Below are 17203 nucleotides of genomic sequence, written 5' to 3' on the forward strand. Positions count from 1 at the left end.
CCGAGGCGGACCTGGCTCCCCGCCGGGCGGCCCGCGAGAAGTCACGCGTCGCTCCCGACTACGCGCGCGCCTGGCTCCTGCTCTCCGCGATGCGGACCGAGCTCTTCGACAAGGCGCAGCTCTCCCGGGCGGACCAGGTGATTCTCGACTGCGAGGACGCGATCGACGACTCGTTGAAGGACGAGGCGCGCGAGAACGTCATCCGGTGGATCAAGAACGGCGGCAGCGCCTGGGTCCGGATCAACGACCGCCAGGCACCGTCGTGGGCCGACGACGTCGCGCACCTGCGGGGTCTCAAGGGGCTCAACGGCGTCATGCTCGCCAAGACGGAGAGCGCCGACGACGTCATCGACACGGCGCAGCGTCTCGGCGGCGACGTGCCGGTCATCCCGCTCGTCGAGTCGGCGCTCGGCATCGAGGAGGCCGTGAACATCGCCCGGGCCCGCGGCGCCTTCCGCCTCGCGTTCGGCTCCGGGGACTACCGCCGCGACACCGGCACCGCCAACGAGCCCATGGCGATGGCGTACCCGCGCACGCGGCTCGTCGTCGCCAGCCGCATCGGCGGCCTGCCCGGCCCGGTCGACGGTCCCACGGTGGGCTCGTCGCACGCGCTGCTGCGCGAGCAGTCCGCCGACGCGGTCATCCTCGGCATGACCGGCAAGCTCTGCCTGGACTTCGAGCAGCCGGCGGTCATCAACGAGTCCTTCGCGCCGACGCCGTCCGACGTGGCCTGGGCCGTCGACTTCTTCGCCGAGTTCGAGGCAGCCGGTTCCGTCATCCGCGACGGCAGCGACAAGCCGCGCCTCGCCCGCGCGCAGGTGATCCGCTCGCGCGCCGAGCTGTTCGGGATCAACCCCGCCTGACGGGCCCTCCCGCCGACCTCGCATCACGGTTCCCCGGCGTGGCCTGCCCGAACGGCGAGCCACGCTCGGCATGATGGGCCGGTGTCCACCGCCCCGGCCCACCTGCGGCCCCACCGTGAGCCTGCGTCGCGCGAGCTCGCGTCCGGCCCCGCCGTCAGCGCCCGGCTCGACCGTGCCCTGCGGGACTACCTGGCGCACCTGAGCGTGGAGCGTGGGCTCTCGGCGAACACCGTCGCCGCGTACCGGCGCGACCTGGTGCGGTACGCGGGGTACCTCGCGGCGGCCGGCCGGCCCGGGCTCGGCGAGGTCGCGGAGGCGGACGTCACCGGGTTCGTCGAGGCAGTACGCCAGGGGGCCGACGGCGGTCGCCCGCTCTCGCCGTCGTCCACCGCGCGGGCCCTGGCCGCCGTGCGCGGCTGGCACCGGTTCGCCCAGGCCGAGGGCATGGCCGTGGACGACCCGTCCGCCGAGGTGCGTGCGCCCACCCAGCTGCGGCGCCTGCCGCACGCGCTGTCCGTGGACGACGTCGCCGCCCTGCTCGACGCCGCGGGCGCCGGCGACGGCCCGCTGCCCCTGCGCGACCGGGCGCTGCTCGAGCTGCTGTACGCCACGGGCGCGCGGATCTCGGAGATCGTGGGGCTGGACGTCGACGGGGTGAGCGACCGGACCGCCGTCCGGCTGCTGGGGAAGGGGTCGAAGGAGCGGGCGGTCCCCGTCGGCTCGTTCGCGCGTGACGCGCTCGAGGCCTACCTGGTCCGGGCGCGCCCCGCGCTGGCGGCCGCGGGCCGCGGCACGCCGGCCCTGTTCCTGAACACGCGGGGCGCGCGGATGTCGCGGCAGACCGCCTGGGCCGCGCTGCAGGCCGCCGCGGCGCGGGCAGGACTCAACGAGCACGTCTCCCCGCACACCCTGCGGCACTCGTTCGCAACCCACCTGCTGTCGGGTGGGGCGGACGTGCGGGTGGTCCAGGAGCTGCTGGGGCACGCCTCGGTCACGACGACGCAGATCTACACGATGGTCACCCCGGACGCGCTGCGCGAGGTCTACGCGGCGGCGCACCCCCGGGCGCGCTAGGAGCGGTTACCGCGCCCACTCGTCCGCGTGGTCGGCGACGAACTCGGCGAAGGCACGTGGCGGGCGGCCGGTCAGCTCGAGCACCGCGGTGCTCACCTGGTCCTCGCGGCCCTCCTTGATCCCACGCTCGACGGCGGCCAGCGCTGCGGCGAACTCCGTGGACAGGCCGGCGGAACGGTAGGCGGCTGCCTGTTCCTCCTGGGTCATCGGCTCCACCCGGATGCCCCTGCCCGTCTGCGCCGTGATGATCCGTGCCGCCTGCGGATAGCTCATCGCGTGCGGCCCGGTGATCAGGTAGTCGCTCCGGATGTCCGCCGAGACCTCGGTCAGGAGGGCGGCGGCACTGGCCGCGATGTCCCGAGCATCGACCCACCCCAGCCGGCCGTCGCCCGCCGCCGTGCGGATCTCGCCGAACCGATGGATGCGCTCGGCCAGGGGGTGCGGGCGCAAGAAGTTCTGCATGAAGCCGGACGCGCGGAGCACGACCCCTCCGGGCTGAGCCCGAACCCGAGCGGCCAGCTCCACGGCGCTGGGGGCGAGCGCCGCTGCCTTGAAGAACCTCTGACCGTCGCCACTGACCGTCGCCATGACGGAGCGTGATACGCCACGCCGGGGCTATCACGGGGGTGGTGCCCACACTCTGGTATAGCGTGGCGGGCGTGAGCGAGGCACCCAGTCAGGAGGGAGCGAACACGATGACCGACATGCTTCTCGGCAAGACGGTCGTCGGCGCACCCACGGACCCGGAGATCGTGCGCGACGTCGTCGGACGCGCCATGCCGGAGCTCCCGGAGCCGGCGCCGCTGACGAGCCACGGCCCCGCGCGCATCATCGCGATGTGCAACCAGAAGGGTGGCGTCGGCAAGACCACCACCACCATCAACCTCGGCGCCTGTCTCGCGGAGTACGGCCGCAGGGTCCTCCTGGTGGACTTCGACCCGCAGGGCGCGGCGTCCGTCGGTATCGGGGTCAACCCGCACGAGCTCGACCTCACCATCTACAACCTGCTCATGGAGCGGGACGTGGACATCCACGACGTGATCATGCCGTCCGGCATCGAGAACCTCGACGTGCTGCCCGCGAACATCGATCTCTCGGCGGCCGAGGTGCAGCTCGTGGGCGAGGTGGCCCGCGAGTCCGTGCTGGCCCGTGCGCTGCGTCCGGTGATGGACGACTACGACGTGATCCTCATCGACTGCCAGCCGAGCCTCGGCCTGCTCACGGTGAACGCCCTGACCGCGGCGCACGGCGTGCTGATCCCGCTCGAGTGCGAGTTCTTCGCGCTGCGCGGCGTCGCGCTGCTGGTGGAGACCATCGAGAAGGTGCGGGACCGGCTCAACCCGGCCCTGGAGATCGACGGTATCCTCCCCACCATGTACGACTCGCGGACCCTTCACTCCCGGGAGGTCGTGGCCCGGGTGCACGAGGCCTTCGGCGACACGCTGCTGCACTCGATCATCGGGCGCACGGTGAAGTTCCCCGACGCCACGGTCGCCGCCGAGCCCATCACCGCCTACGCCCCGGGCCACCCGGGCGCCGCCGCGTACCGTCAGCTCGCCCGGGAGCTCGTGGCCCGCGGCGACGCTGCCTGAGGCGGAGGTGGCGCGCAGTGTGGGGGTCGAGGAACGCGACGCCCGGACGGAGCAGAACCGCGGCCTCGGGCAACAGACGGTAGAGCCCGAGGCGGCGGTGGAGCACTCCGACGTCCTCGAGACGGAGCCCGGCCCGGAGCCGACGGCGGACGAGTCGCCCGCGGACGAGCGCCGCAGCTCCCGGACCTTCCTGGTCCACCTGCACAACTTCGAGGGCCCGTTCGACCTGCTGCTGTCGCTGATCGCGAAGCACAAGATGGACGTCACCGAGGTGGCGCTCGCGGTGGTGACCGACGAGTTCGTGGGGCACATCCGCGAGGCGGAGCGGGTCTCCCGCGAGGCTGCCGCGCGGGGCGAGGAGCACGCGTCCTGGGACCTCGGCGTGGCCAGCGAGTTCCTCGTGATCGCCGCGACGCTGCTGGACCTCAAGGCGGCCCGGCTGCTGCCGGGCGTCATCGACGAGGACGCGGAGGACCTCGAGCTGCTCGAGGCCCGCGACCTGCTGTTCGCCCGGCTCCTGCAGTACCGGGCGTACAAGGAGGTCTCGAAGGTCATCGCGGACCAGATGGCGTCTGCCGGACGCCGCGTGCCGCGCCTGACGCCGCTCGAGCCGCACCTGGCCGCGATCCTGCCCGAGCTCGTCTGGGACACGACGGGGGAGCAGCTCGCCGAGCTGGCCGCCCGGGTGCTGGCCCCGAAGCCGCCGCCCGTGGTGGGCCTTGCCCACCTGCACGGCTCTGCGGTGAGCGTGCGCGAGGAGGCGGGCGTCATCGTGAAGCGCCTCCGGGTCGAGCGCTCGGTGACGTTCCGGTCGCTGACGGCGGGGACGGAACGTCTCGTGGCCGTCGCCCGGTTCCTGGCGCTGCTGGAGCTGTTCCGCGACTCCCTCGTCGGCTTCGAGCAGGTCACCCCTCTGGGCGAGCTGACGGTGCGCTGGACCGCCGGGCCGGACGACGGAGAGAAGTACCTCGATCCCCAGGCCGGGCCGAGCGAGTTCGACGAGGGCGACCCGGCGGACCAGGTCGGCGAGACAGCGGAACCCGGAACGGAGGCGACAACAGCATGACCGTCGAAGAACAGGCCCCCGAGGCCGTGCAGGTGGACGCCCCGGTCGAGGGCTCCACGCAGGACGAGCTGGCCTTTGTCGACGTGCACACGCTCCCGGGCGGTGCGCACGCGGCGGTCGAGGCCGTGCTCATGGTGGCGGACGCGCCGATCGGGGCGGACCGCATCGCCGCGGCGCTGAACCTGACGCAGGACGAGACCGACGACATCCTGCACGAGCTGGCCGACGAGTACGCGGGCCACCTCGGGTCCCGCCCGCGCGGCTTCGAGCTGCGCCGGACGGTGGACGGCTGGCGCATCTACTCGTCGGCCGCGCACGCGGACCCGGTGGGACGGTTCGTGCTGGACGGCCAGTCGTCGAAGCTGAGCCAGGCCGCACTGGAGACGCTCGCGGTGATCGCCTATCGTCAACCGGTGACGCGTGGCCAGGTCAGCGCGGTGCGCGGGGTCAATGTGGACGGCGTCGTGCGGACGCTGCTGACCCGCGGGCTGATCGCCGAGATCGGCCAGGACCCGAGCTCGGGTGCGGTTCTGTTCGGAACCACGGGATACTTCTTGGAGCGGATGGACTTCTCGTCGCTCGACGAGCTGCCTCCGCTGGCGCCGCACCTGCCGGACCTCGACACGTTCGACGGCCTCGACGGGCTGGACTCCTAGTCCGGGTCCGCACGCAGGTCACAGCGCCTTTTCCGACTCACCGAGAGACGAATCATGAGCAACGAACGCCGCGGCGGGAGCCGCCGCGAATCCAGTGGTGGCCAGCAGCCGCGCCGTCCCGACCATTCCGGCAAGGGCGGCAAGAACTTCCGGGGCGGCAGCTCGGCCAAGAGCCGCGCCCAGGCGAACGCACCGCGGCGCAAGCCCGCGAAGCCTGCCGAGCAGGGCCGCGACGTGCACGTCGAGGGCGGCGTGCGGCTGCAGAAGGTCCTCGCCCAGGCCGGGCTCGGGTCCCGCCGGGCGAGCGAGGAGCTGATCGCGGGCGGGCACGTCGAGGTGGACGGCCAGGTCGTCACGGAGCTGGGCGTGCGTGTCGACCCCGATACCGCCGTCATCCACGTGGACGGGCTGCGGATCCAGCTGGACCAGGCCAAGGTGACCATCGCGCTGAACAAGCCGCTGGGTGTGGTGTCCACGATGGACGACCCCAAGGGGCGCCCGACCGTCGCGGACCTCATCAAGAACCGTGAGGAGCGTCTCTTCCACGTCGGCCGGCTCGACGCCGACAGCGAGGGCCTGCTCCTCCTGACGAACGACGGCGAGCTCGCCAACCGCCTGTCGCACCCGAAGTACAAGATCGCCAAGACGTACCTCGTGACCGTCGAGGGCGAGATCTATCCGCGCGTCGGCCGCGAGCTGCTGAAGGGCATCGAGCTGGACGACGGCATCGCGAAGATGGACGCGGTGCACGTGGTCCAGCAGATCGACGGCTACGCGATGCTGGAGGTCGTGCTGCACGAGGGCCGCAACCGGATCGTGCGCCGGATGTTCGACGCGGTCGGCCACCCGGTGACGCGCCTCGTGCGGACCCGGATCGGCCCGATCCCGCTCGGCGACCTGAAGTCCGGCCGTACGCGCGTGCTCGGCCGGACCGAGCTCGGCACCCTGATGGGCGCCGTAGACCTGTAACCTCCTCCGTCGAGTGCTGGGTTCTTGCCCCTGAGTACGCACTCGGACGGCAGACACCCAGCACTCGACGGAAGTGAGCAGCACTGTGACCAGCCCTGTAGTGATCGCCATCGACGGGCCGTCGGGCTCCGGCAAGTCGAGCGTGTCGAAGGCGGTCGCCGCCCGGCTCGGCCTCGCCTACCTCGACACGGGCGCCATGTACCGGGCGGCCACGGTCTGGAGCATGGAGACGGCCGACCTGGACGACGCCGTGTCGGTCGCCACCGCGGTCCGGGCGATGCCCCTGGTCATGGGGCTGGACCCGGAGGCGCCGGGCGTCGAGCTGGACGGGCGGGACGTGGCGGTGACCATCCGGTCCACCGAGGTCACCACCAACGTCTCGAAGGTGGCGTCCAACCTCGAGGTCCGGTCCGAGCTCAAGCGGCTCCAGCGCCAGATCATCGACCAGGAGTCCAGCGCGGCACAGGCGGTGCACTCGGGCGGCCGGGGGATCGTGGCCGAGGGCCGCGACATCACCACCGTCGTCGCGCCCGACGCCGACGCCCGGGTGCTGCTCACCGCGTCCGAGGAGGCACGCCTGCGCCGCCGGTCGCTGGAGGTGCACGGCGCGGCCGATGCCACGGCGGTCGACGCCACGCGCGACCAGGTGCTGCGCCGCGACCGGGACGACGCGAAGGTCACACAGTTCCACGTCGCCGCCGACGGCGTGGCGACCGTCGACTCCAGCGACCTCGACTTCGAGCAGACGGTCGACGCCGTGCTCGCCGTCGTCGCGCAGGTGACGGGGCGCGAGGTGGCGCCGTCCGCCTGAGGCGGTATGGGCAGAGCCTGAGCCGCCACCGGGGCACTACTCCCGGGTAGCGGCGCGGGCCCCCGCCACGCCGGCCGCGAGCACCACGAGGACGCAGGCCGCGACCATCCCGGCGAGCGGTAGCCAGGGGATGGTCAGCGGTGCGGCGGGCACGTCGCGCATCACCGCCTGACGGATGAACCAGCCGACGAATCCGGTGACCGCGCCGCCCACCAGCAGGGCCGCGGCGCCGGTGAAGCACGTCTCCCAGACGGCGGCGCGGCGCACCTGCGCGGGGGTCGCGCCCAGCAGGCGGGCCGTGCGGAGCTGGTGGCGGCGCTGCGAGGAGCCAATGAGGACGGCGTTGACCGCGGCGATCGCCGCGTAGACGCCGGCGGGCCCGAGCATGACCAGCAGCACGAAGTCGTTCATCTCCCGGGCGACGTCGGCCTTCCTGCGGATCCATTCCTCGGCCGTCGCGACGTCGGCGCCCGCCTCGCGGAGCGTGGCGGCCACCGCGGCGACGTCTTCGCCGTCGCCGGTCACGTCGCCGGGGACGACGAACACGGTGCCGACGGGACGCGCGGCGGCTGCGACGCCGGGCAGGTCGTGCGGCACGAGGACGTCGGCCCACAGGTTCGGGGCGTCGGGCACGATGGCGGTGATGGTGACCTTCGTCCTGACGTCCCCGACCTGCAGCGTCCGGACGTCTCCCACCCGCCCGCCGAGGTCGGACACGTAGGACTCGGTCACCGCGACCCCCGCACCGCGCAGGCCGTCGAGCGAACCGCGCACCGCCCGGAGGCTCCGGGTCGAGGCCGAGGCGGCGACGTCGACCACCTCGGCCTCGACGGTGCCCCTGCCCAGGCGGGCCTCGACGGTACGCCGGACATCAGCCGTCGCGACACCGGGAGCCGTGGCGATGCTGTGCGTGTCGCCCGCCACCTCGGCCACGAGCGGTGCGGTCAGCGCGGCCCGGTCGGCCCCCTCGGTCCCGTCGGTCCCGAAGCTCATGGTCAGCAGCAGGGACCCGGCCAGGGCAGAGATCGCCACGACGGGTGCCGCCACCGCCGTCGTCATGCGCACCGACGCGCGGGCATGGTCGCGGGCGAGGCGCGCCGCGGGGTCGCGGTCCGCGACCCGGCCGACCAGCCCGGCGAGGGCGGGGTAGACCAGCCCGCCCACGCCGTTGATCCCCACGACGGCGACGATCGGCAGGAGCATCCCCGCCAGCAACGCGAAGAGCAGGTCCATCCGGGGTGCGAGGGCGACCGCGGAGACCAGTGCGGCAAGGGCGGCGACGGCGCCGAGCGCCTGGAGCACACCCGGCCGCCGCCGCTCCAGCACCGCCGCGCGGAACGCCTCGGCGGGCTGGGTGCGGCCGGCCCGTCCGCCGGCTCGCCACGCGCCCGTCAGCGCCACGCCGGCCCCGAGGGGCGCGGCGATCGCCCAGGCGGTGCCCGGCGCGGGCGCGGTCAGGGGGACCGGGGTCATGCCGGTCAGGTCGAGCACGCCGAACATGAGCGGGGTGACCGCCGTCGCGAGGACCATGCCGAACGTCGAGCCGAGGACGGCCACCACCGCGGCCTCGCCGAGCAGGAGCTGCCGCACCTGCCGGGGCGTGGCGCCGATCAGGCGGAGCAGCCCGAGCTCCCTGCGACGGGTCGCCACGACGAACGCGAACGTGCTCGACACCACGAACAGCGCCATGAACAGCGAGATGCTCGCCACGAACCCGAAGAGCGAGCCCAGGTCGTCCAGCTGCGCGCGGACCTGGGCAGGGACCCCCGCCTGTCCGGACGTCGTACCGAGCGACCCCAGCAGGTTCACGGCCACACCGATGAGGCCGGTGCCGCCGGCCAGGGCCACCACCGCGCCGGCGTACGCCCGCCACGAGTCGCGGAACGTCTTGAGGCTGTGCGCCGCGATCATCGTTCCAGCTCCGTCATCCGGGCCGCGATCTGCGTGGCGTCACCGCGTCGCATCTGCCCCACCACGAGGCCGTCCGCGAGGAACAGCACCGTATCGGCGTAGGACGCGGCGAGCGGGTCGTGCGTGACCATGACGACGGTCTGGCCGTGGTCCGCCAGTGCCCGCAGCAGCGTGAGCACGTCACGACCCGTTGCCCGGTCCAGGGCGCCGGTCGGCTCGTCCGCGAACAGCACGGCGGGGCGGGCGTGCAGCGCGCGGGCGATGGCCACGCGCTGCTGCTGGCCGCCCGACATCTCGGGCGGGCGGCGCCGCTCCAGGTCGCGCAGCCCCACCCGGTCCAGGGCTTCGAGGACCGCGGCGCGATCGGCCCGCCGCCCGGCGAGCCGGACGGGGAGGGCGACGTTGTCGAAGGCCGTCAGCGCGTCCAGCAGGTTGTACTGCTGGAACACGAAGCTCATCGTGGCGCGGCGCAGCTTCGTCAGCCGGGTCTTGTCCAGGCTCTTCAGCGCAATGCCCGCGATCGTCACGCCGCCCGTGGTCGGCCGGTCCAGGCCCGCGGCGATCTGCATGAGCGTGGACTTGCCCGAGCCGGACGGGCCCATGACGGCGGTGAACGTCCCGGCGGGGAACACATGGGTGACGCCCCGCAGGGCATCCACGTTCCCCGACCGGGACCGGTAGGTGCGCGTGATGCCGTCGAGGACGACGGCCGCGGCAGGAGCGGTGCTGGTGGTGGTCATGTCCCGAGCGAACCGTCCGGACCGGCGCAGCACCCGGGCCCGCACGCCACACCGGGGTAGCGCGCGCGCTACTCCGCGCGGTGCCCCGCGCCGCCTACTGTCGTCCTGTGACCACCCCTCCCGACGTCTGGACCGCCCTCCGCGGGCGCCGCTGGCGCTTCCTGGCCTCGGCCTGGCCGTGGCGTGCGCTGGCGTACCTGGTCAGCACCGTGCCCGTGGCGCTGGGTGCCGCGGCGGTGCTCGTCCTGACGGTGGGCGTCGGCCTGCTGACCGCCGTGCTCGTGGTCGGGGTGCTCCTGCTCGCCGGCCTCCCGCTGATCGCCTCGGTGGTCGCCGCCGTCGAGCGGAGCCGGATGCAGCTCCTGCTGGGTCGTCGGCCGCCGTCCGACAGCGTGCCGTGGCGGACGAGGCTCCGGGCGCTGCGCAGCATGCCGGTCGCCTGGCCGGAGGTCGGCTACACCGTCCTGCTCACCGTCGTGCTCTGGGTCGTCGACGTCGTCGCGCTCAACCTGCTCGTCACCTTTCCCGGCGTCCTGCTCGCCGCCCCGGTGCTGGTCCGGGCCGGTGCACCCATCGACATGGGCCCCTTGCAGATCGACACGGCGACCGAGGCATGGCTCGCCGTCGGCCCTGGTCTGCTGCTCCTCGCGGCCGGCCTCCACGGGGTCACCCTGCTCGCGGCCGCCCAGGCGAGCCTCACCCGCCTGCTCCTCGATCCGCCGCACGCCCGCCTCGCGGAGGCCCTCGCCGAGCTGCGGCGCTCGCGGGTCGGCCTGGTCGACGCCTTCGAGACCGAACGCCGGCGCATCGAGCGCGACCTGCACGACGGCGCCCAGCAGCGCCTCGTGGCCCTGACGATGACCCTCGGGCGGGCCGAGCTGGAGATCCCGGAGGGCGCGGGCCTGGACCTGGTCCGTGAGGCACAAGGCCAGGCCGAGACGGCGCTGGAGGAGCTGCGCAGCACGGTGCGCGGCATCCACCCGCGAGTCCTGGTGGACCACGGTGTCGAGGCAGCCGTGCACGAGGTGGCCGACGCGGCCGAGGTTCCCGTCACCGTGGACGTCAGCCTGCCCGGGCGCCTGCCTGGCCCCCTCGAGGCGGCGGCGTACTTCGTGGTGAGCGAGGCGCTGACGAACGTCGTCCGGCACGCCCGGGCCCGGTCCGTGCGGGTGCACGGCCGGGTCGCCGGCGGCCGCCTCGTGCTGACGGTGCTGGACGACGGCGTCGGCGGGGCGAACGTGCGATCCGGTGGTGGGCTGGCCGGGCTCGCCCTGCGTGTCGAGGCGCTCGACGGCGAGTTCGCTGTGACGAGCCCCGCCGGCGGCCCGACGGAGGTGAGGGCGACGTGCCCGGTTCCCTGAGCCCCGGTTCCCTGAGCGTCGTGCCGCTGAGGATCGTGCTCGCCGAGGACGCCGCCCTGCTTCGCGAGGGGCTGCGGGCGATCCTCGAACGTGCGGGCCACGAGGTGGTCGCCGCGGTCGAGGACGCCGAGGCACTGCTCGCCTACGCCGGGCACACCTCGCTGGACGTCGTCATCACCGACATCCGGATGCCGCCCACCCACACCGACGAGGGCTTGCGGGCCGCCGCCGAGCTGCGGCGCCGGCATCCTGACCTGGCCGTGCTGGTGCTGTCCGCCTACGTCGCCGACGCGTACGTCGCCGAGCTCCTCGACTCCACGCCGGGCGGCGGGATCGGCTATCTCCTCAAGGACCGCGTGGGGCATGTGCGCGAGTTCCTGGACAGCCTGGCCCGGGTCGCCGCGGGGGAGACGGTCATCGACCCGCAGGTGGTGCGCCGCCTTCTCGGCCGGCGGCACGACGACGGCCCGCTCGCCTCCCTGACCGAGCGCGAGCGTGAGGTCCTGGCCCTCATGGCCGAGGGCCGGACCAACGGCTCGATCGCCGTCGCGTTGTTCGTCTCCGAGGCGGCGGTGCGCAAGCACGTCGGCAGCATCTTCGCCAAGCTGCCGCTCGACCCGATGTCGGACCGGCGCGTCTCGGCCGTGCTCGCCTATCTGCGCGACGGCTGAGACCCGGAGCGTCGGATGTCCTGGCCGCGGAGCGACACAGGTCATATGGCCGCGAGGCGGCCGGAGCGCGTCAGGCCTGCGACAATGAGGGTATGACCCACGACCCCTCTGCATCGGAGGCTGCTGCGCTGGACGCGACGGCCCGAGATGATGCTGCCCTGGACGCTGCCGCCCCGGCCGCACCCGACCTCGATCTCGCCGAGTCCGAGGACGACATCGCGCGCGAGCGTGCGCTGCGCGTCGGCCTCGAGGAGTTCGAGCTCGACGAGTCGGACCAGGCGCTGCTCCACTCCGAGTGGGATGACGAGCAGGCTGAGGCCGAGCACGCGCTGCCGGTGCTGGCCGTCGTCGGGCGCCCGAACGTCGGCAAGTCGACCCTGGTCAACCGCATCCTGGGCCGCCGCGAGGCGGTCGTCGCCGACAAGCCCGGCGTGACGCGCGACCGCGTCTCCTACCCGGCCGAGTGGGCGGGCCGTCGGTTCATGCTCGTCGACACGGGCGGCTGGGAGGTCGACGTCGCCGGCATCGAGTCCAAGGTGGCGGAGCAGGCAGAGGTCGCGATCTCCCTGGCCGACGCCGTGGTGTTCGTGGTCGACGCCACCGTGGGCGCCACCGCCACCGACGAGCGCGTCGTCGAGCTGCTGCGCCGCTCCGGCAAGCCCGTGGTGCTGTGCGCCAACAAGGTGGACGGCGCCTCGGGCGAGGCGGACGCCGCCTATCTCTGGGCCCTGGGCCTGGGGGAGCCGCACGCCGTCTCCGCCCTGCACGGCCGTGGCACGGGCGACCTGCTCGACGCCGCCGTCAAGGCGCTGCCGACGACGTCGGAGCACGGCACCCTGCGGCCCGCCGGCCCGCGCCGCGTGGCGCTCGTCGGGCGGCCGAACGTCGGCAAGTCGTCGCTGCTGAACAAGATCGCCGGCTCCGAGCGGGTGGTGGTCGACGAGGTCGCCGGCACCACGCGCGACCCGGTCGACGAGCTCATCGAGCTGCGCGGCATCCCGTACTGGTTCGTGGACACGGCCGGCATCCGCCGTCGGGTGCACCAGACCAAGGGCGCCGACTTCTACGCCTCGCTGCGCACCGCGGCCGCCATCGACAAGGCGGAGATCGGCGTGGTCCTGGTGGACGCGTCGCAGCCGTTGACCGAGCAGGACATCCGCGTGATCCAGCAGGTCGTGGACGCCGGCCGTGCGCTCGTCATCGCGTACAACAAGTGGGACCTCATGGACGAGGACCGCCGTCCCTTCCTCGAGCGCGAGATCGAGAAGGAGCTGGTGCAGATCGCGTGGGCGCCGCGCGTCAACCTGTCGGCACGCACCGGCTGGCACAGCGAGCGGCTGGTCCCGGCGATCGAGCGCTCGCTCGCCTCCTGGGACCGTCGTGTCCCGACGGGCAGGCTCAACGCGTTCCTCGGCGAGCTCGTGGCCGCGCACCCGCACCCGCTGCGCGGTGGCAAGCAGTCACGCATCCTCTTCGCCACGCAGGCCTCCACCCGGCCGCCGCGGTTCGTCATCTTCGCCACCGGGTTCATCGAGGCCGGCTACCGCCGCTTCATCGAGCGCCGCCTGCGGGAGACGTTCGGCTTCGAGGGCACGCCGATCGAGATCTCGGTGCGCGTCCGGGAGAAGCGCAAGCGCTGAGCTCCGCGGAGCCTCCGCCGCAACCCAGCGATCCGGCCCAGAAGTCACGCGACCTCTGGGCCGGATCGCTGGGTAGGGGCGGAGTTTTTTGCGCGCGCCGAGCTCGATACCCACGATGTGGGTCAGTCGCGGTACCTTCGGGTCGTGCTTCCGGCCAGTATCCCCAGCCCTGACCCGGTGTGGTCCCAGATCCACCTGGGTCCGCTCACCATCCATACCTACGCCCTGTGTCTGCTGGCCGGCATCGCCGCCGCCGCGTACATCACGGACCGGCGCCTCCGCGCACGCGGAGCCGCCCCCGGGCTCGCCCTCGACATCGCGATGTGGGCGGTGCCGATCGGCATCGTCGGCGCCCGGATCTACCACGTCCTCACCCACCTCGGAGACTTCACCGGCCCCGGGGTCGACCCGTGGGCCTGGATCCGGATCTGGGAGGGCGGCAACGCCCTGTTCGGGTCGCTGCTCGGTGGTGCCGTCGGCGTCTGGATCGGCTGCCGGCTGACGGGTCTGCGGTTCTGGTCGTTCGCCGATGCCCTGGCACCCGGTCTGCTCGCCGCGCAGGCGATCGGCCGGCTGGGCAACTACGTGAACCAGGAGCTGTTCGGCCTGCCGACCACGCTGCCCTGGGGCCTGGAGATCCGGCCCGACGCCCCGATGTTCCCCGACGGGGCGGACCCGGGCACGCTGTTCCACCCGTTGTTCCTGTACGAGATGATCTGGAACCTCATCGGCATCGCGCTGCTGCTCACCATCGAGCGGCGGGTCGTCCGCCGGAACGAGGCACTGCTGGCCGACGGCGGCACGCCCGGTGCCGGACTGCGCTGGGGCCGCATGTTCGGCCTCTACCTGATCTGGTACGGGCTCGGCCGCAGCTGGCTCGAGGCCATCCGCATCGACCCGACGAGCGACGCGCCGCTGGGCGTCCCGGCGAACATCTGGACGTCGGGGGTCGCGATCCTGCTGGGCATCGTGATCGTCGTGGTGCAGGGGCGGCGACACCCGGAGCCCGAGCCGTCGGTGTACCAGCCCGGGCGGGAGCCGGAGGACGAGGACACCGAGGCCGTGTCCGAGGAGACAGCCGAGGCTGACGCGAAGGACGCCAAGGACGCCGACGCGGACCCGGTGAGTGCCCCGCCGTCCGAGGCCGCCGCCGAGGGCACCGACGCGAACGGTTCCTCCGACAGCAAGTAGCCGTCGCTCTTCCGTCTGTCGCCCGTGGGGCTGTGACCTGCCTGTGCGCACGCTCACAGTCCCACGGGTTGTTCCTCCGGGCGCCGGATACGGAGGATGAGGTCATGCCGCGTTCGCGCCCTGGGGGCACCTCTGCCTCCACGCTCCCTGTGGGACGGCGGACCTGGTGGCCGGTCGCCGCCGTCCTGCTGGCCGTGGCCTGGGGCGGCAACGAGTTCACGCCGCTGCTGGTGTTGTACCGCGAGCAGGGCGACATGGGCCCCGTCACCGTCGACGCGCTGCTCGCCGTCTACGTGTTCGGTCTCGTCCCCGCGCTGCTGCTGGGCGGGCCGCTGTCCGACCGGTTCGGCCGCCGCCCGCTGCTGCTGCCCGCGGCGCCGGTCTCGGCGCTCGGTTCGCTCGTGCTCGCGCTGGACCCGGCCAGCCCCGTGGTGCTCGCGATCGGCCGCCTGCTCTGCGGCGTCGCGCTCGGGCTGGCCATGGCGGTGGGCTCCACCTGGCTCACCGAGCTCAGCGCGGCCACCGGTGACCGGGCCGCCGGGCCGCGGCGCGGGTCGCTCTCCTTGACCGCGGGGTTCCTCTCAGGAGCGGGCGTCGCCGCCATGCTCGCGCAGTTCGCGCCCTGGCCCACGCTCCTCGCCTACGTGCTGCACGCCGCCGGCTCCCTGGTCGCCGGCCTGGTGCTGTTCCGCGTCCCCGAGACCCGGCAGCGTCTCCCGCGGGGTGAGCGGGCGCCGCTGCTCGACGACCTGCGGATCACCGCCGTCCGGCACCCGCGCTTCCTGCGCGTCGTCGTGCCGCTCGCGCCCTGGGTGTTCGGCTGCGCCGGCTGCGCGTTCGCGGTGCTGCCGAGCCTGCTCACCGACCGTGTCGGTGGCTACCCCATCGCCTTCGCTGGGGTCATGGCCATCCTCGCGCTCGGCTGCGGCATCGGCATCCAGGTGGTGGCCCGTCGGATCGACACGCCGTCGTCGGCGCGAGCGTCCATCGTTGCTCTGACGATCGTCGGCGCCGGGATGGTGCTGGCCGCCTGGGCGTCCTCCGTCCTCTCGCTGCCCGTGGGCGTGGTGGCCGCCGTGGTGCTCGGGACGGGCTACGGGCTGGCGCTCGTGGCCGGGCTGAGCGAGGTCGCGCGCATCGCGGGGCCGGGGCAGCTCGCGGGGCTGACCGCGGTGTTCTACTCGCTGACCTACCTCGGGTTCTTCGTCCCGATGGTGCTGGCCTGGCTGCGGGACACCTGGTCGTACGGCGAGATGTTCGGCTTCGGAGCGGCCGCCGTCGCGTTGTGCCTGACTGTGGTGGCGTTCTCCTCCCGCACGGCGCTCCCGGGCGGGACCCGGCGCTAGCGCTCGAAGGCGATCAAGCTGGGTCGTTCATCGCGGCGGTGCCGCCGTGTGGTCCTGCAGCTACGTGGTCCTGCAATCCTGATGTCTCAGGACATCGTGGACGGTTCTGTCTCACGGCATCGTGGACAGTTGTATGTCGGGCTGTCGACCGGGCCTGCGGGTCAGGCGGCTTCGGTTTCGGGTTGGGGTGGGGCTTCGAGGGCGTCGGGCAGGGTGATGCGGTGCCCGCGGGCGTCGGTGAAGGCCCACCCGGTCTCCACCAGGGCGCCCGGGACTGTTGCGCCAGGGACGGTGCCGCCGGTGGCGTTGCCCGTGGCGGTGCTGCCGGTGATGGTGCTGCGGGTGGTGGTGTCGGTCAGGGGTTTGCCGGTCCAGTGCATGGTGATGCCTCGGGTGTCGACGAGCTGGTGGTGGTACCAGCACAACAACGCACTGTTGGACACAGACGTGTCCCCGCCGTGGGCCCAGTGAGTGACCGCGTGGTGCACTTCGCACCGTGATGGTGGCTGGTCACATCCGGGGAAGACGCAGTGCTGGTCTCTGGCGATCACGGCTCGACGCATCTGTCCGGTGACGGTGCGTTGTGCGCGGCCGACGTCCAGGACGGCGCCGTCGGGGCCGAACACGACCCGAGTGACCGCACTGTCGCAGGCCAGACGGCGCAGCAGTGCTCGTGGGGCGCGGCCGCCGGTCTCGGTGAACACGGGGCCACCACCGGACAGCAGCCCGGACACCGTCAGGGCGCCCACTGGGCCTCCAGCTGCTGGGCCTTCAACTGCTGGGCCTTCAACTGCTGGGCCTCCAGGTGCTGGGCCTGCGGCTGGCGGGTCTGCGTTCGTCGGAGCCAGACCCGTACTCGCGCCCGGTGCACCTGCACCTGCACCTGCACCTGTGCTTGCGCCCGGTGCTTCTGCGCCGGTCGCGCGGCCTGGTGCGCGGCTTGGTGTTGTGCGGCCTGGTGCGGTTCGTCCGCAGGTCAGGCACAAGCCTTCGCGGGTACGGGTGGCCTGGGCGACCAGCTCGGTCCACGACACCGTCACGTTCAGGTGCGGTGGGATCGCCGCACCAGGAGACGCCTGGTTCGTGTCCAACACCACCCGGGCGACGTCCGCCAGACCCTGTGCCCGGCGTTGTGTCGACGTACGGGTGTCTTCCGCTGCGGGGGCGCCGATGATCGCGTTGATCGCTGCGGTGACCAGGAGGCCGTGTTCGTCGGTCGGGACTGCTGCACGGATAGGTGACAGGGTTTCTCAGGCGGCGAGTGCGACCTGAGTGGTCATGGTGGCTTCGTACTCGATCGGGGTCAAACGTC

At 73.0% G+C, this 17203-nt stretch carries 16 protein-coding genes and 1 pseudogene; 12 read left to right on the top strand and 5 right to left on the bottom strand.

Going from position 1 to position 17203, the window contains the following annotated elements; translation table 11 throughout:
* Positions 1-11 precede the first annotated feature (11 nt).
* Positions 12-863, top strand: coding sequence for an HpcH/HpaI aldolase/citrate lyase family protein (locus tag LUM46_RS17200; RefSeq protein ID WP_274995480.1), 852 nt, complete (start codon positions 12-14; stop codon positions 861-863).
* Between the two features lie 81 nt (positions 864-944).
* Entirely contained in the window at positions 945-1937 is a 993-nt protein-coding gene (gene xerD / locus LUM46_RS17205; protein ID WP_374726988.1) for a site-specific tyrosine recombinase XerD, read from the top strand.
* A 6-nt stretch (positions 1938-1943) separates the two neighbouring features.
* On the opposite strand, the gene LUM46_RS17210 is transcribed toward xerD, so the two are convergent.
* On the bottom strand, positions 1944-2525 hold the full coding sequence (locus tag LUM46_RS17210; protein WP_274995445.1) for a Rossmann-fold NAD(P)-binding domain-containing protein: 582 nt from the start codon (positions 2523-2525) through the stop codon (positions 1944-1946).
* Between the two features lie 116 nt (positions 2526-2641).
* On the opposite strand from LUM46_RS17210, the gene LUM46_RS17215 reads away from it, so the two are divergent.
* The 5 genes from LUM46_RS17215 to cmk all read left to right on the top strand — a co-directional run bounded on the left by LUM46_RS17215 (position 2642) and on the right by cmk (position 7031).
* Complete coding sequence (locus LUM46_RS17215; protein WP_374727028.1) at positions 2642-3529, top strand: ParA family protein; 888 nt, start codon at positions 2642-2644, stop codon at positions 3527-3529.
* Positions 3530-3626: 97 nt separating this feature from the next.
* Entirely contained in the window at positions 3627-4595 is a 969-nt protein-coding gene (locus LUM46_RS17220; RefSeq protein ID WP_374727029.1) for a segregation and condensation protein A, read from the top strand.
* Positions 4592-5251: an SMC-Scp complex subunit ScpB gene (gene scpB, locus LUM46_RS17225; RefSeq protein ID WP_274995447.1), complete on the top strand. Its 660-nt coding sequence runs from the start codon at positions 4592-4594 to the stop codon at positions 5249-5251. The genes LUM46_RS17220 and scpB overlap by 4 nt, the downstream gene beginning before the upstream one ends.
* A 54-nt stretch (positions 5252-5305) precedes the next feature.
* Positions 5306-6220 (top strand): pseudouridine synthase, encoded by a 915-nt coding sequence (locus LUM46_RS17230; RefSeq protein ID WP_274995448.1) that lies wholly within the window; start codon positions 5306-5308, stop codon positions 6218-6220.
* A gap of 85 nt (positions 6221-6305) precedes the next feature.
* Positions 6306-7031: a (d)CMP kinase gene (cmk, locus tag LUM46_RS17235; RefSeq protein ID WP_274995449.1), complete on the top strand. Its 726-nt coding sequence runs from the start codon at positions 6306-6308 to the stop codon at positions 7029-7031.
* 36 nt (positions 7032-7067) lie between these two features.
* On the opposite strand, the gene LUM46_RS17240 is transcribed toward cmk, so the two are convergent.
* Together LUM46_RS17240 and LUM46_RS17245 are read right to left on the bottom strand one after the other, a co-directional pair.
* The gene (locus LUM46_RS17240) at positions 7068-8942 is read right to left on the bottom strand and encodes an FtsX-like permease family protein (RefSeq protein ID WP_274995450.1); all 1875 of its coding nucleotides are present in this window, start codon (positions 8940-8942) and stop codon (positions 7068-7070) included.
* The gene (locus LUM46_RS17245; protein WP_274995452.1) at positions 8939-9682 is read right to left on the bottom strand and encodes an ABC transporter ATP-binding protein; all 744 of its coding nucleotides are present in this window, start codon (positions 9680-9682) and stop codon (positions 8939-8941) included. The genes LUM46_RS17240 and LUM46_RS17245 overlap by 4 nt, the downstream gene beginning before the upstream one ends.
* 107 nt (positions 9683-9789) lie before the next feature.
* Between LUM46_RS17245 and LUM46_RS17250 the strand changes: the two genes are divergently transcribed.
* The 5 genes from LUM46_RS17250 (at position 9790) to LUM46_RS17270 (ending at position 15891) form a co-directional block, all read left to right on the top strand.
* Positions 9790-11043: a sensor histidine kinase gene (locus LUM46_RS17250; protein WP_274995453.1), complete on the top strand. Its 1254-nt coding sequence runs from the start codon at positions 9790-9792 to the stop codon at positions 11041-11043.
* Positions 11028-11714: a response regulator gene (locus LUM46_RS17255; RefSeq protein WP_310243136.1), complete on the top strand. Its 687-nt coding sequence runs from the start codon at positions 11028-11030 to the stop codon at positions 11712-11714. Before LUM46_RS17250 ends, LUM46_RS17255 begins: the two co-directional genes overlap by 16 nt.
* A 92-nt stretch (positions 11715-11806) precedes the next feature.
* Positions 11807-13354, top strand: coding sequence for a ribosome biogenesis GTPase Der (gene der / locus LUM46_RS17260; protein ID WP_274995454.1), 1548 nt, complete (start codon positions 11807-11809; stop codon positions 13352-13354).
* 144 nt (positions 13355-13498) lie between these two features.
* A complete protein-coding gene (gene lgt, locus LUM46_RS17265) occupies positions 13499-14545 on the top strand; it encodes a prolipoprotein diacylglyceryl transferase (RefSeq protein WP_274995455.1) in 1047 nt (348 codons plus the stop codon).
* Positions 14546-14649: 104 nt separating this feature from the next.
* Positions 14650-15891 carry an MFS transporter gene (locus tag LUM46_RS17270; RefSeq protein ID WP_274995456.1) on the top strand — a complete coding sequence of 414 codons (1242 nt, stop codon included), beginning with the start codon at positions 14650-14652 and terminating at the stop codon, positions 15889-15891.
* A 161-nt stretch (positions 15892-16052) separates the two neighbouring features.
* Here LUM46_RS17270 and LUM46_RS17275 read toward each other — a convergent pair whose 3' ends face one another.
* Together LUM46_RS17275 and LUM46_RS26705 are read right to left on the bottom strand one after the other, a co-directional pair.
* Complete coding sequence (locus LUM46_RS17275) at positions 16053-16640, bottom strand: HNH endonuclease signature motif containing protein (RefSeq protein WP_274995457.1); 588 nt, start codon at positions 16638-16640, stop codon at positions 16053-16055.
* A gap of 258 nt (positions 16641-16898) precedes the next feature.
* Positions 16899-17135: pseudogene (locus LUM46_RS26705) on the bottom strand (DUF222 domain-containing protein); the annotation flags it as partial.
* Positions 17136-17203: the final 68 nt, after the last annotated feature.

It is taken from the genome of Promicromonospora iranensis (genome assembly GCF_028994805.1).
GTDB lineage: Bacteria > Actinomycetota > Actinomycetes > Actinomycetales > Cellulomonadaceae > Promicromonospora > Promicromonospora iranensis.

What these genes read in the sequence shown, in the direction of transcription:
- LUM46_RS17210 (WP_274995445.1), bottom strand. Translation starts at nt 2,525, where the DNA reads ATGGCGACGGTCAGTGGCGACGGTCAGAGGTTCTTCAAGGCAGCGGCG.
- LUM46_RS17215 (WP_374727028.1), top strand. Translation starts at nt 2,642, where the DNA reads ATGCTTCTCGGCAAGACGGTCGTCGGCGCACCCACGGACCCGGAGATC.
- scpB (WP_274995447.1), top strand. Translation starts at nt 4,592, where the DNA reads ATGACCGTCGAAGAACAGGCCCCCGAGGCCGTGCAGGTGGACGCCCCG.
- LUM46_RS17230 (WP_274995448.1), top strand. Translation starts at nt 5,306, where the DNA reads ATGAGCAACGAACGCCGCGGCGGGAGCCGCCGCGAATCCAGTGGTGGC.
- LUM46_RS17240 (WP_274995450.1), bottom strand. Translation starts at nt 8,942, where the DNA reads ATGATCGCGGCGCACAGCCTCAAGACGTTCCGCGACTCGTGGCGGGCG.
- LUM46_RS17245 (WP_274995452.1), bottom strand. Translation starts at nt 9,682, where the DNA reads ATGACCACCACCAGCACCGCTCCTGCCGCGGCCGTCGTCCTCGACGGC.
- der (WP_274995454.1), top strand. Translation starts at nt 11,807, where the DNA reads ATGACCCACGACCCCTCTGCATCGGAGGCTGCTGCGCTGGACGCGACG.
- LUM46_RS17270 (WP_274995456.1), top strand. Translation starts at nt 14,650, where the DNA reads ATGCCGCGTTCGCGCCCTGGGGGCACCTCTGCCTCCACGCTCCCTGTG.